We start from the raw sequence: 12,963 nt of genomic DNA, 5'->3' as shown, positions 1-12,963 counted from the left end.
GTTAAATCCTTTTAAATGCAGGCTTCTTCAATATAAAGTCACGGTAGTCGTTCGGGTCGCCTTGCTTCCCGGCTTCCGCCGCTTTAGCAATATTATACATTTCACGGGCGCTGACATAGTGCAGCTTATATTTTTCACCGTCATTATACTTTTCATTCAGGTGACGGTGCATTATTTCAACCGGTTCGCCCAGCAGGGCGCCCATGTCTGTGTCCTGGGCTCCGTGGGTATGGATCTTAATGAAAATCCATTCAGGACGGCCTTCAACGTGGATATGCTTATCTACCCAGTTATCTACTCTGCCAAGAGTCGGACGACAGTTGTCCCTGATATCCGCACGTTCAATTTTAGGTAAAATACCGAACTTGAAGGCTTCTTTGTTAAAGCCCATCGGGCCTTGCATTATAAGCAGATCGCCCCAGGCCTCACCACCGGTCTTCATCAGCTTTCCGGAATTATAAGACTTAGGTTTAGCCGGATCGTCTTTCGCGTAGTGGAAGCAGTTGGTTAATGCGGGCTGTGTAGCGTCCGGCGACGGGAAAGTCATATCCACATAACAGCCGGTTTCTTTCAGTACAATGAGTTCATCATTCACACCACACCAGTGACCATGGGGATGAGAGTTATCCAGCGCCCAGTTTCCATGAATAAATGCATAGACAGGTTTGCCGGTTACCGGATCGGTTGCCAGTGCACCATGTTTCTCATGCAGCGTTTGCGCGAAGTTTGATAACACGGTGCGCAGGTTGTCACTGGTATCATCTTCATGGTGGAGGTGAATTTCGATTTCACCAAACCCGCGGGCACATAAGTCAGAAAGCTTGTCCAGATGCTCTTCCCGGTACTCTTCTTCCGGAAAGAAGAAAGAATGTTTAGGGTGATAACCATCGGCATCGGTAAATTTGGACGCCATAACAGGGTAGTCCTGCATCCAGCGGTCAACCCGGGCACGCTCCAGTTCAATGTTATCCTTATTCAGCCATTGGGGTTCGTAGTGGTCTACGAAACAAAACATCACGTGGGTTGTACCTTTGACTTCCGGCTTAGAAGAGAAGAATGCATTTTTCCAGTATCCCAGGATCCAGGTCTGCATATCTTTTTGATAAATCAGCGCGGTACCCAAACCGGCAGCAATTAATATCAGAACAATGAGAGCGAGAACAATATAGGTGATCATTAGCGTGCCGTACTTTTCCAGGTTGCAGACTGTTTAGAAGTTAAAAATCGGATGAAGCCCTGGCCGAGGGAAATATTCATAGAAACAAAAAAGGTGACCAGTTTAATTATGCTGGCTAACTTGCCTTTCTTATCATCATTTAATGTCAGGCCATAATAATATGTAAAATAAAAAAGTACCTGGCTGGCAAACAGCACACCGTACAGAGGACTTGTGAATGCCAGCAGCGCACCGCTTACCAATGCGACAAGCATAAAATGCGGCACAAACCAGCGTAAGATTTTGTGACTGATATAACTGAAGCACCGGGTGCCAGCTAACGGGTTCAGTGCCCAGGTCAGGCGCATCATCGCCTGGTAATTGCCTGCGCCAATTCTGATGCGACGTCCGGCCTCTTCTTCAAGGTTAGGCGCAATCTCTTCCGTGGCCCGCGCTTCAGGGTTATAGGTCAGTTTATAGCCCTGTCTGGCAATACCCATAAACACGCAGAAATCATCAATGATAGTATTTTCCGGTAACGGCTCATACAGTGCTGTACGGATAGCATATATAGCGCCATTCGCTCCCAGCATGGCATTGATACGGGACTCGTGAAACTTGAGTACCTGCTCGTATTGCCAGTACAAACTGTCTTTATTTTTTCCGGAAAAGGCATCTACAAGTTCCAGTTCTCCGCATACACCGCCAACTTGCTCCTCACGGAAGTCCGCGACCAGCTTTCTGACAGCATCGGACTGAAAAAACGTATTCGCATCAGAGAAAACTGTGACAGGTGTCGATACCCGTGTCATCAAATCGTTCAGAACATTGATTTTTCCACGGTTCTGCTCAAATACTACGGTTTCCAGACAGGGAGCAGAGAATGATGTCAAAATATCATTGGTGCCGTCTGTGCTGCCGTCTGAACCTATGAGGATCTGTAGCTTGTCCGTCGGGTAATCCAGTTCCAGAAGGTTCTCAATACGCGCCTTTATGCACTTCTCTTCGTTAAATGCAGCGATGACGATAGTGACATCAGGTAAATCGGCTTCGCGCTTTCTGCGGCCCTGTTTACTCAGCACAAAACGGGTGTCTTTAATTGCCTGATGAAAACTGCTGACAGCAAGTAATATCACAGGATAAATCAGGTAGGTGTAAAGAATGGCGACTATACTTAGCCAGAAAATGAATTCCATAGTTGTACTCATCAACGGGGCTTCGCAGGAATGCCCAGCGCAGTGCAGCCGGAAGGGATGTCTTTAACCACTACAGCATTAGCGCCAATTTTCACATTATCGCCGATGGTTACCCCACCGATAATTTTTGCTCCGGTGCCGATGAATACGTCGTTGCCGATAACCGGTGACTGACCTTTTTCATCGCCAATCACTACGCCACTTTCGATAACAACACGGTCACCGGTTTTGACTTTACTGTTAATGACTACACCCACGGGGTGCATGATGACAAGGCCACGGCCAAACTCAGCTTTCACGCCAATGACACAGCCGTTAATCCACTTATTCAGCATTTGAAGCAACAGACCTGCAGGACTTAAAATACCGTGGCGACAGCGGTGAGACATTCTGAACAGGAGAGTTGCACTGGTACCGTCGGTTAACAGTAACCGGGGCAAAGATAAATGCGCACCGTCATCAGCAAACACTGCCTGTTTATATCGCAGATCACTTTTTACTTTCTCAAACACTAACTTTAAAACCTTTACTGTAACAACAGAAATAACGTTCGCCGGCACGAAGCTTACCCGCCGGCGCATTTAATACAATGATTTACTTAGATTTGATCGCTTCTTCGATACGTTTTTTTGTATCCAGAAGTGATTTATTACTGGGCCGTAAGTTCAGTGCCTTCATTATCCATTGATAGGCATCACTGTATCGCTTCTCTTCATAGAGTAACCAGGCGATATTGTTCATGGCCTGCCAGTTCTTAGGTTGGGTACTGACAAGTTGCTCATAGAAGCTGATTGCTGCCTGCTTATCTGTTTTAGCCAGCTCACTGACATAGAACAAATCGGCTTCATCATAGCCCTGTGATATGTCAGCAGCCTTTTTCAGGACAGCGAGTGCCTCTTCATCCTGACCGTTATTTTTTAATGCTTTATAAAGTAGCTGCGCTGACTTAGGTGTTTTGAGTTTATCGAACGCTTCCTGCAGGGCTGGAATAGCTGCTGAAAAGTCTTCGTTGCCCGCTTGTGCCCTACCTGTTATCTCCATCGCTCTGGCGCTGTTAGCAAACTCCGGCGGTAAACCTGCAATAATAGCCATGGCTTCGTCATAACGCTTTTCATTCACCAGAATATGGCTTTTCAGTAACTGTAACTGAGGCGCCTCAGCCACACCTTCAGGCATATTTTTAATTGCCCGTAATGCGGCCTTGCCACCTTCAGCCTGCATCATGGCTTCAGCATAGGCTTCAAAAACCTGAATAGTTGCAAAACCCGATTTTATAGAGTTTCGCAGTACATCCAGAGCAGCCAGGGGCTGACCCATCGACATATAAGACTGGGAAAGTAGAAAATCCACCTTGGGTTGTTCACCGAAACCAAAAATAGAACTGCGGGACAGTGATACCACTTCCTTGTAGTCCTGTTTGAGGAAAGCCGCAAACAATGTGCTGAAAGCACTGGTTTTGCTATTTTGCGATAAAATATTGTCAATCGTTTTGAAGGTCGCTTTTTTATCAGGGAGTGCCTGAGCAGACACATAGGCGCCGGTTAAAGCAATCTGATCATTCGGCTGTTCTTTCAGTACCCGGCTGTAGGCTTTCAGGGCTTCTTCTGCATCACCATTTCTGAATGCTTTTTCTGCAAAATATTTTGCCGCTTCAATGTTAGCAGGCTCAAGGGTACGTACTTTAGTATACAAGACCTCAAGTGCATCTGTGTTACCGGTATATGATTCAAATTGGGCAGAAATCAGATAGTTTTCGGCATTGTCCGGTTCCGCTTCAATCCATTCATTAATAATTGAACGGGCCTCTTCTTCATCCCCGTTAGTGGCTTTCATGGCGACCAGGAACAACTTAGATTGTGTACTGTTACCTTCCGCTGCATCTTTCACGATTTGTTGCGATGATGTTTCCAGTAAATCTTCGCCGTCACTGTCACCCACAGACAGCTTTAACAGGCCGAGTTGCTGTTGCTGCACCGGATTTTGAAAAGCATCATTTTTGACGTTGGAAAGGATTTCGGCGGCTTTATTTCTTTCTCCGGAGAAGATCAGCGCTGAAGCCGCTTTTGTCGCCAGACGGGTATTGCTGGTAACTAGTGACGGATACTTCTTGTATAAAGAGTAACTGTCCAGCGTGTCACCGGCAGATAATTTTGCTGCAATATACATTTGCAGGCCCGGATGATTGGGAGGAAATTTGTCGACGACCTTTTCCAGGTAGGAAAGTGCCTGCTCGTAGTTCCCGATCTGGAAATGTGAGATCCCTGCAATATACACGGATGTCATATTCACCATATTCTGGTTCAGTGATATATCAATGTGTCTGGCGGCACTTTCAAAATCGTGCTCAGATAGAGCAATAATTGCCATTTGCTGATTCGCCAGCGGTTGTTCAGCAGACAATGAAAGCACTTTCTCTACATAAGTTTGTGCTTTTTTGAAATCTTTCGCTTTTATGTAAGCCTCTGCAATATTCAGATTAAGCTGGGCAAAGAAAGGTTTAAGTGCCAGCAAAGCTTCGTAGTTCTCAGCTGCTTCTTTAAACTGACCTGATGCCTGGAGAATTTCCGCAGTCAGTGAGCGGATCATCCAGTCATCCGGGTATTTTTCTGACAATGCCGATAAAACAGTTACGTCGCCGGGGTTATCCGAAAGCAAGTACCCGTTGATAATTAAGGCATAGTCATCAATTTTACTTTTTACTGTTGGACTTGCGTTTTCTTTAGCCAACTCTCTGGCGACTTTCAGGTGCTCTTCAACCTGTTCCTGCGACCTTGAACGACCCGATATTACGGCAGCAATCAGTTCGGCAGAAATTCGCTGCCCGTTGTTGAGTTGCCCCTTAAACTCTTCAAAGGTAACTTCGAAAATATCCAGATCAGCCATGGAATACAGGGATAAAAAATACTCATCCGCAAAATCGTTAATATCACCGCGTTGGGTGAGTACCTTATCGAAGGTCGTAATGGCGCTGACCATATCACCAATATCAAAATAGACTTTCGCTAATTCAATACGGGGGCGAACATCAGTGGGGGATTGCTGTACGGCGGCTTTTAAATGAACAATAGCTTGCTTGTAATTGTCTTCACTAAGTGCATCTTCTGCTTTATTTAAGCGTTCTTCTACAGTCATTTGAGAACAGGCGGTGGTGAGCAGCGTTGCGGTGACAAAAGCGGCAATTCGGGTTCGTTTCAATATATCCATACTATACAGCACATCCGGGATTTAAAAATGAGTGAATACTTTACGGGGTATCGTCTGAAAAGAAAAGTATGCAAACGTATCAGGGGTTTTTAAATTGAAGACACAAAAAAAGGCGACAATCGTCGCCTTTTTTCAGAGTGTAAAAACAATCTTATTTGTTTTTACGACGAGCAGATACACCCAGACCCATCAGACCAAGCGCCAGAACTGCAACAGTTGAAGGCTCTGGAACAGATACTGGAACTGCCTGGAATACAGCAGAAACGTCACCAGTGATGTTCTCTAAGTCAGACAGACTGTCGTAGTCGCCGTTTACTGTCAGGTAAGAGTAAAACGGAACAGGGCTCACGAAGTAATCCATACCTTCAGTAGTCAGAGTAAAATCTGTGAAGTCGAAGTTATAGTTACCGGTACCAGCTGCAAAGTCGTAGTTACCGTATGCATTAGTAACGTCGTCAGCAGTAGCGATAAGAATATCGTCGCCATCGTTCAGAGTCGTACCTGCTAACAGGTCGTCTGAAGTTGTGTCGCTGTTTACGTCGATGTACAGTTTCAGGCTAGCAGTAGTTGCACTGAAAGAAGTACCTGATGTGCTGTTACCAGCAGCAGTCAGAATTGCATATACACTGTAACCAAAGTTCAGGTAAGATGAAGAACCTTTGTATACGTCAGTACCTTCGTTAGCGTACAGTGCAGACATAGTTGCGAAAGCACCAGTAGTGAAGCCAGAACCGTTGAATACCAGCTCTTCAACGTAACCACCGTTGAATTTGTCAGCAGTCAGTACTGAACCACCGTAAGGGGTTTCGTCAACCTGGAAATCCATGAACTCAGCTGAGCTTGTGAAAGAAGCTAACAAACCAGCAGTCAATGCGAAAGATTTTACAACTTTATTAAATTTCATAACCATCTCCATATTAAATTCGTTCGGCTGTTAGGCCTCGCTGATAATAAAGCATGTGGTGTGCCAACTTTTTATCTGTATGAATTTGTTGGTTTTTTTATTTTTATTGCCTGCTTGTAAAAATTGCGTGTAAAAATCCCTGACACAAATTTTGTTATTTTCCGCTAACTACTTTCTCAGCGATTTTGAACTTCAATCTTTGTAGCCAGCCACGGTTACCAAACGGACACCAGGTCTTACTGAGCTTATTCTTGTAAGCATCGAAATGCAGGCCATAAGGTGCACACAATACTTTGCCTCTTCCCAGCAGAATCTTCAGCGCATAGGTCTCAGCAATACCTGCACATAAGTTTACCGCCATGGCTGTTGAGGGGCCGCGCTGCTCGTGGAAATCTACAGCATCCTGATCAACAAGATAGTTACGCTGGAGCATCGCCGGTGATAAGCCAATCAGAAACTGGATTAATTGTCCTTCTTCTGTTTGCTTGTCCTTAAAGCGGAAATATTCTTCATAGGTCATTTTGCCGGGCATAAAACAAAGCAGGGCTGCGCCCATGCCAAGCGGTGCCGCTGTCACAACGGGTATACCTTTCTCATAGCAACGGCTGAAAACCAGTTTCCTCGCAGCCAGGGCGAAGAAATCGAGACTGTCTATATAAAGGTCGACGCCATCAAGAAATCGATCAACATTCGTTTCATCGATTCCGGCAGGAAAGCTGCCAATCTCTATTCCCGGATTAATATCCTTCAACATAGCAGACATGACTTCAATCTTGTCCTGATCTTTTGTCGACACAAAAGCGCCGGACTGGCGGTTAATATTGTGTATATCGAACTGGTCAAAATCAGAGATGTTAATTTTTCCGACACCCAGTCTGGCAAGTGTCAGACTATGCAGTCCGCCAACACCGCCACAACCTGCAATTGCCACCCGTTTTGTGCGCAGTGAAGCTTGTTCATCATGCGTTACCCAGCCAATATTTCTGGAAAACGCCACATCATAGTTAAAATCCATACGCTATCCGGTTATCCTGCGCGAAGCAGTTTGTCATGAACCTTTATAGGGTAAGCTAATATCATGACATGTAAAATGCTATCATCAGAAAAAAGCCGGATTACCTGATAGGGACATTAGAATGAATATAATAAGAGTGCTGTTCGTCAGCATGACAATTGTGCTGACTTCACTTCCTGTTTGTCATACTGCTTTTGCAGAAGCATTACCTGAGGTTGTAAAAAAGGTGAAGCCTTCCGTGGTGGGTGTGGGCTTTTATGCGCCGCTGGCCACCGTTAGCCATCAATTAAAAGGGACTGGTTTCGTTGTCGGAAATGGAAAATATGTAGTGACCAACCATCATGTGATCACAGCATTTCCTACAGAAGAAAATGTAAAATTTAACCAGGTCGTGTTCGTACCCGAAGGCCGTAAGATGGGAATTGCGCGGGTAAAACACGTTCATAAAGATGAAGAGCATGATCTGGCCATTCTGGAAATGGCCCATGAGTTACCACCTGTCAGTCTGCTATCGGCAACAGATGTGGTTGAAGATGGTACTGGAATCGCAATGACCGGTTTTCCCATTGGCGCCGTACTAGGATTGTATCCGGCCACACACAGAGGCATTGTTGCCGCGTATACGCCTAATGTGATCTCGGCTTCGAACAGTGCGCAACTGTCGCAAGCTTATCTGGACAGCTTACGCAACCCTTTCATGGTGTATCAACTTGATATTACCGCTTACCCCGGCAACAGCGGCAGCCCCGTATACAAAGCGGCCACGGGCGAGGTGTTAGGGGTAATCAATAAAGTGTTCGTTAAGAAAACAAAAGAGTCGGCAATTACTTCGCCCAGCGGTATCACTTATGCCATTCCGGTGAAGCATGTTTACGCACTGGCTGAGAAGCACGGGATAACGTTGTAAGCAAAGGCGCTTATTTTTATTAAGAAGTAAAAAGCGGAGTCATTCTTGCTAGTGGTCATGGTGACAAGTAGTCGCTTTAGAAGTTTGATTGAGTATCTTGCTCAACATGCAGCATTTATTTCAGGGAGCACGATATGAAAGTGTTAGTAACGGGAGCCGCTGGCTTTATCGGATCATTTGTTGCCGCGCAATTAACGGAGCGTGGCGATGAAGTCGTAGGTATCGATAATCTGAATGATTATTATGATGTGTCATTAAAGGAAGCCCGGCTTGAAAGGGTATCGTCTTTACCTTCCGGCCATCTTTTTACGTTTATTAAAATGGGCGTTGAAGATCGTGCTGCGATGGAGGCGCTCTTCGCTGAACACAAATTTGATAAGGTGGTTCATTTAGCTGCCCAGGCAGGGGTGCGTTATTCGCTGGAAAATCCTCACGCTTATATTGATGCGAATATTGTCGGCTTTATGAATGTGCTCGAAGGTTGCAGACACAATCAGGTCAAGCACCTGGTTTACGCTTCATCCAGCTCTGTTTATGGTGCCAATGAAAGCATGCCTTTCGCCGTTGAAGATAACGTGGATCATCCGGTATCTCTGTATGCAGCCAGTAAGAAAGCCAATGAGCTCATGGCCCACACCTACAGTCATTTGTACGGGTTGCCGACCACAGGGCTGCGGTTCTTTACCGTTTACGGTCCCTGGGGACGTCCTGATATGGCACTGTTCCTGTTTACCAAAGCGATCCTGGAAGACAAACCTATTAAGGTGTTTAACTACGGCAACCACCGCCGTGACTTTACGTATATCGATGATATTGTGGAAGGTGTCATCGCCACGCTGGACAACGACGCAAAAACGGATGATTCCTGGTCCGGTAAGTCACCAAATCCGGGCTCAAGTAAAGCACCGTGGAAAGTTTATAATATTGGCGCTCAGACGCCGGTACACCTGCTGACTTATATCGAAACTCTCGAAAAGGCGTTAGGAAAGGAAGCAGAAAAAGAAATGCTGCCAATGCAAAAAGGTGATGTGCCTGATACTTACGCTGATGTAGAAGCACTGGTCAAAGATACCGGTTATCGTCCGTCTACCGACATTGATACCGGTATTGCAAAATTTGTGGGATGGTACAGAGGGTTCTACAACGTATAACCCGTAAGCGGAGCGGCAGGGGAATCAGTCTTTGATGAACTGCCGCAAATATTCTTCTCGTTCTTCCGGCATCCCCGGAATTTGTTCCCGTAAACTGAGCCGGATCTCATTAAGCATAGATGCAAAACCCGGCTTCAGACTCCCCTCAAGTAACGGGCGGTTAATGTAATAAGGGGCCCGTTTCCCGTGATAATCCACTACCGGTCCTATCTGCTGAAATTTAATGCCTACATAACCCATACTTCTTGCAAGACGGGGCTCCATCATGACATAGGCGTGCTTCACGCCGAACTCCAGCGCCGAGGCGGCGGCAGCAAAATATAAACCTACAGCAATAAAAGGAAAACAGCGTAATTCCGTTTCCGAGTAGGTGACCGGGTTGATAGCACCGGTTGCTGAACCGTCGAAGTCATCTGAACGACGTCGTCGGAAGTATTTGGGCACGGCAAGTCTGGATATTTCGCACACCTCGTGGCGTTTAAAATTATCCGGACTCAAATCGTTCCGGGTGATAGAGGAGCGGCAATACTTTTCAATGGGTAATAGCTGATCATTCTGTAATGGTCTGACTGCACGCACAGTGCCGGCCATTTGCTGAGTGCCGATATGGCGAATCATGCAGTGTCTTGAGTAAGCATCAAATTCGTCAGTTTCCAGACCTGACTCTTTCACCGGCTCAAACGCAAGCTCGTCACAATAGACGTTATGCCTGATTTTGTAGACAGACTCTCTCAGAGCATCATCCACTGCCAGAACGGGTTCCAGATACGTACTGAAGTGTGAGGAAATATAGTTAGCTTCCCTGAGCTGCTGATAGCCGGAAAACATCTTTCCTACGCTGGTACGGCGGAACTTTTTATTGATTGTGTCAAATATCGAACGCTTAGCCATAATGGTTTTAACTTCTCACTGCTGCTGACGTCACAATACACCAATGATAGTGCAACGTGACAGCTTAAAAGTGCTGTGTTAGATATCGCTATTGATACTATAGAACAAATTTTGATAGTTGAGCGTTTATCATAAGAAAATCCTTAACAGCCAGCAGAGGCAGGGGATAGAGAGGAATAAGTTGTTGCCGGATAGCTGTATGACACCGGCAAACAGATATCTGACTGTATACGTGCCGCGCCGTAAGTTGCTTCCTGAGTCCGTTTCGCAGGTTCAATGTTTTCTGCCGGACGCACAAAGAAAAAGCCACGGCCGTGGCTTTTTCTGTTCAGGAATGAAAGTAAAAATTTACTTTGCCGCCAGCGCGGCTTTCATATCTTTTCTGCGCTGATGAAGCAAGGGCTCTGTGTAGCCGTTCGGCTGATTTACACCATCGAAAATCAATTCTTTCGCAGCTTTGAAACCAATGGCGTTGTCGGGAACCGGCGACATCGGAATGTAATCACTGTCGCCGGCATTTTGTTCATCAACCAGCTTTGCCATGCGGGCAAGGGATTCGTTAACCTGTTCCGGCGTAATAATGTTATGTACCAGCCAGTTGGCCAGGTGCTGGGAAGAAATCCTCAAGGTCGCGCGGTCCTCCATCAGACCGACGTTATTGATGTCAGGTACTTTTGAACAACCAATTCCCTGATGTACCCAGCGTACCACGTATCCCAGAATGCCCTGTACATTGTTATCCACTTCACGCTGAATAGCTTCTGCAGATAAAGACGAATCTTCTGGCATTAAAGGGATCGTAAGAATATCCGCAATACCGTTATATTGCTGTTCTTGCATACCGGACTGCAGGCCGAAGACATCGACCTCATGGTAATGCAGACTGTGCAACGTGGCAGCCGTGGGAGAGGGGACCCAGGCGGTATTGGCACCGGCCTTCGGATGGCCTATTTTCGCTTCCATCATATTTGCCATCTGATCCGGAATGGGCCACATGCCTTTACCAATCTGTGCGCGGCCGGAAAGCTGACAGGCCAGGCCCGTTTGTACATTGGCTTTTTCATAGGCTGCAATCCAGGACATGGTTTTCAATGCGCCTTTTGCTGCGAATGGCCCTGCCTGCATAGAGGTATGAATTTCATCACCCGTACGGTCGAGGAAACCGGTATTGATGAAAGCGACACGTGATGAGGCTGCGCCGATACAGGCTTTCAGATTGATACTGGTGCGGCGCTCTTCATCCATAATACCCATTTTCAGCGTATCCTGGTCGAGGCCCAGCATGGCTTCAACACGGCTGAACAGGCTGTCAGCGAAGGCAACTTCTTCAGGACCATGCATTTTAGGTTTAACAATATAAATGCTGCCTTCACGGGAGTTACGGAATTTACCATTGCCCAGTAAATCATGTTTAGCAATGAGGGATGTGATCACACCGTCCATCAATCCTTCAAAGACCGGTTCACCGTCCAGTAAAATCGCGTCATTTCGCATGAGGTGGCCGACATTGCGTACAAACATGAGGCTGCGGCCGGCAAGTGAAAGTGTGCCTGCGCCATCTGCTGTGGTGTATTCACGGTCAGACTGCATAGCACGGACAATCTTTTTGCCGACTTTTTCCATGGTCAGCGACAGATCGCCTTTCATAAGACCTAACCAGTTTGAATACACCAGTGTTTTATCTTCAGCGTCTACAGCTGCTACAGAATCTTCGCAGTCCATGATCGTTGTCAGCGCTGCTTCAACCAGTACATCTTTCACCCCGGCTGGATCGGCTTTACCCACCGGGCTTGCGGCATCAATCTGAATTTCAAAATGCAAACCGTTGTGAACAAACAGTAGTACATCCGGCGTATCTGAATTGCCTCTGAAGCCAAGGAACTGTTCGCTGGTTTGCAGTGTGGTATTGCCGCTTTTCAGGGAAACGGTAAGGGTGCCGTCTGTGATGCCATAGCCGGTTACATCGTTGTGAGATGCATCAGCAAGCGGCAGCATGGTGTCCAGTAATCGTTTCGCTTCTGTGATGACTTTAGCGCCCCGTGCCGGATTATACGTTGTTCCGGCTTCTGCACCGCCTTCATCGCTGATCACGTCGGTGCCGTACAGCGCGTCATACAGACTTCCCCAGCGGGCATTCGCCGCATTCAGCGCGTAGCGGGCATTATTGATAGGCACAACCAGTTGCGGGCCTGCCATGGTGGCAATCTCAGCATCTACATTGGACGTCGTGGCAGTGACATTGTCCGGCTCATTCTCCAGATATCCGATTTCCCGCAGAAAGTTCAGATAGTCGTCGCCGGAAGCGGGCTTGCCGCTTTTGTGATAAGCGTCAATTAAGGTTTGGAAATGATCCCGCTTATCCAGCAGAGCCTGATTAAGCGGTGTGAGGTCTGCAAGCAGGGATTCGAAATTCGCCCAGAAAGTGTCTTTATCGACATTAGCGCCGGGCATTGCCTGTTCATTGATGAATGTGTCCAGAACCTCAGCAACCTGAAGTCGTCCGTGTTGAATATACCCTTTCATAATGACCTCTACTCTT

Annotated in this window: 10 protein-coding genes; 2 read left to right on the top strand and 8 right to left on the bottom strand. The window is 46.6% G+C overall.

Annotated elements, in window-relative coordinates:
* Position 1: 1 nt before the first annotated feature.
* From J3369_RS14585 to J3369_RS14560, 6 genes are all read right to left on the bottom strand, one after another.
* Positions 2 to 1,177 carry a hypothetical protein gene (locus tag J3369_RS14585; protein ID WP_349588141.1) on the bottom strand — a complete coding sequence of 392 codons (1,176 nt, stop codon included), beginning with the start codon at positions 1,175 to 1,177 and terminating at the stop codon, positions 2 to 4.
* The gene (locus J3369_RS14580) at positions 1,177 to 2,352 is read right to left on the bottom strand and encodes a glycosyltransferase family 2 protein (RefSeq protein ID WP_303573005.1); all 1,176 of its coding nucleotides are present in this window, start codon (positions 2,350 to 2,352) and stop codon (positions 1,177 to 1,179) included. Before J3369_RS14580 ends, J3369_RS14585 begins: the two co-directional genes overlap by 1 nt.
* 11 nt (positions 2,353 to 2,363) lie before the next feature.
* The gene (locus J3369_RS14575; protein ID WP_232373377.1) at positions 2,364 to 2,864 is read right to left on the bottom strand and encodes a serine O-acetyltransferase; all 501 of its coding nucleotides are present in this window, start codon (positions 2,862 to 2,864) and stop codon (positions 2,364 to 2,366) included.
* Positions 2,865 to 2,946: 82 nt separating this feature from the next.
* Complete coding sequence (locus tag J3369_RS14570; protein ID WP_349588137.1) at positions 2,947 to 5,556, bottom strand: tetratricopeptide repeat protein; 2,610 nt, start codon at positions 5,554 to 5,556, stop codon at positions 2,947 to 2,949.
* Positions 5,557 to 5,707: 151 nt separating this feature from the next.
* Positions 5,708 to 6,460 (bottom strand): flocculation-associated PEP-CTERM protein PepA, encoded by a 753-nt coding sequence (pepA, locus tag J3369_RS14565; protein ID WP_349588135.1) that lies wholly within the window; start codon positions 6,458 to 6,460, stop codon positions 5,708 to 5,710.
* A gap of 154 nt (positions 6,461 to 6,614) precedes the next feature.
* Entirely contained in the window at positions 6,615 to 7,475 is an 861-nt protein-coding gene (locus tag J3369_RS14560) for a ThiF family adenylyltransferase (protein WP_349588132.1), read from the bottom strand.
* 121 nt (positions 7,476 to 7,596) lie between these two features.
* On the opposite strand from J3369_RS14560, the gene J3369_RS14555 reads away from it, so the two are divergent.
* Together J3369_RS14555 and J3369_RS14550 are read left to right on the top strand one after the other, a co-directional pair.
* Positions 7,597 to 8,382 (top strand): S1 family peptidase, encoded by a 786-nt coding sequence (locus J3369_RS14555; protein WP_349588129.1) that lies wholly within the window; start codon positions 7,597 to 7,599, stop codon positions 8,380 to 8,382.
* Positions 8,383 to 8,516: 134 nt separating this feature from the next.
* Positions 8,517 to 9,533: an NAD-dependent epimerase gene (locus J3369_RS14550; protein WP_349588127.1), complete on the top strand. Its 1,017-nt coding sequence runs from the start codon at positions 8,517 to 8,519 to the stop codon at positions 9,531 to 9,533.
* A 24-nt stretch (positions 9,534 to 9,557) separates the two neighbouring features.
* Here the strand turns inward: J3369_RS14550 and J3369_RS14545 are convergent, their stop codons facing one another.
* Both J3369_RS14545 and J3369_RS14540 read right to left on the bottom strand, forming a co-directional pair.
* Positions 9,558 to 10,424, bottom strand: a complete 867-nt coding sequence (locus J3369_RS14545) for a PEP-CTERM/exosortase system-associated acyltransferase (protein ID WP_349588125.1) — start codon at positions 10,422 to 10,424, stop codon at positions 9,558 to 9,560.
* A gap of 348 nt (positions 10,425 to 10,772) precedes the next feature.
* Entirely contained in the window at positions 10,773 to 12,947 is a 2,175-nt protein-coding gene (locus J3369_RS14540; RefSeq protein ID WP_349588123.1) for a malate synthase G, read from the bottom strand.
* Positions 12,948 to 12,963: the final 16 nt, after the last annotated feature.

It is taken from the genome of Alteromonas sp. NFXS44 (assembly GCF_040148705.1).
In the GTDB taxonomy this organism is placed as follows: domain Bacteria; phylum Pseudomonadota; class Gammaproteobacteria; order Enterobacterales; family Alteromonadaceae; genus Alteromonas.
Note: the sequence above shows the minus strand (reverse complement) of the source record. Positions and strands in the feature narration are given on the sequence as shown.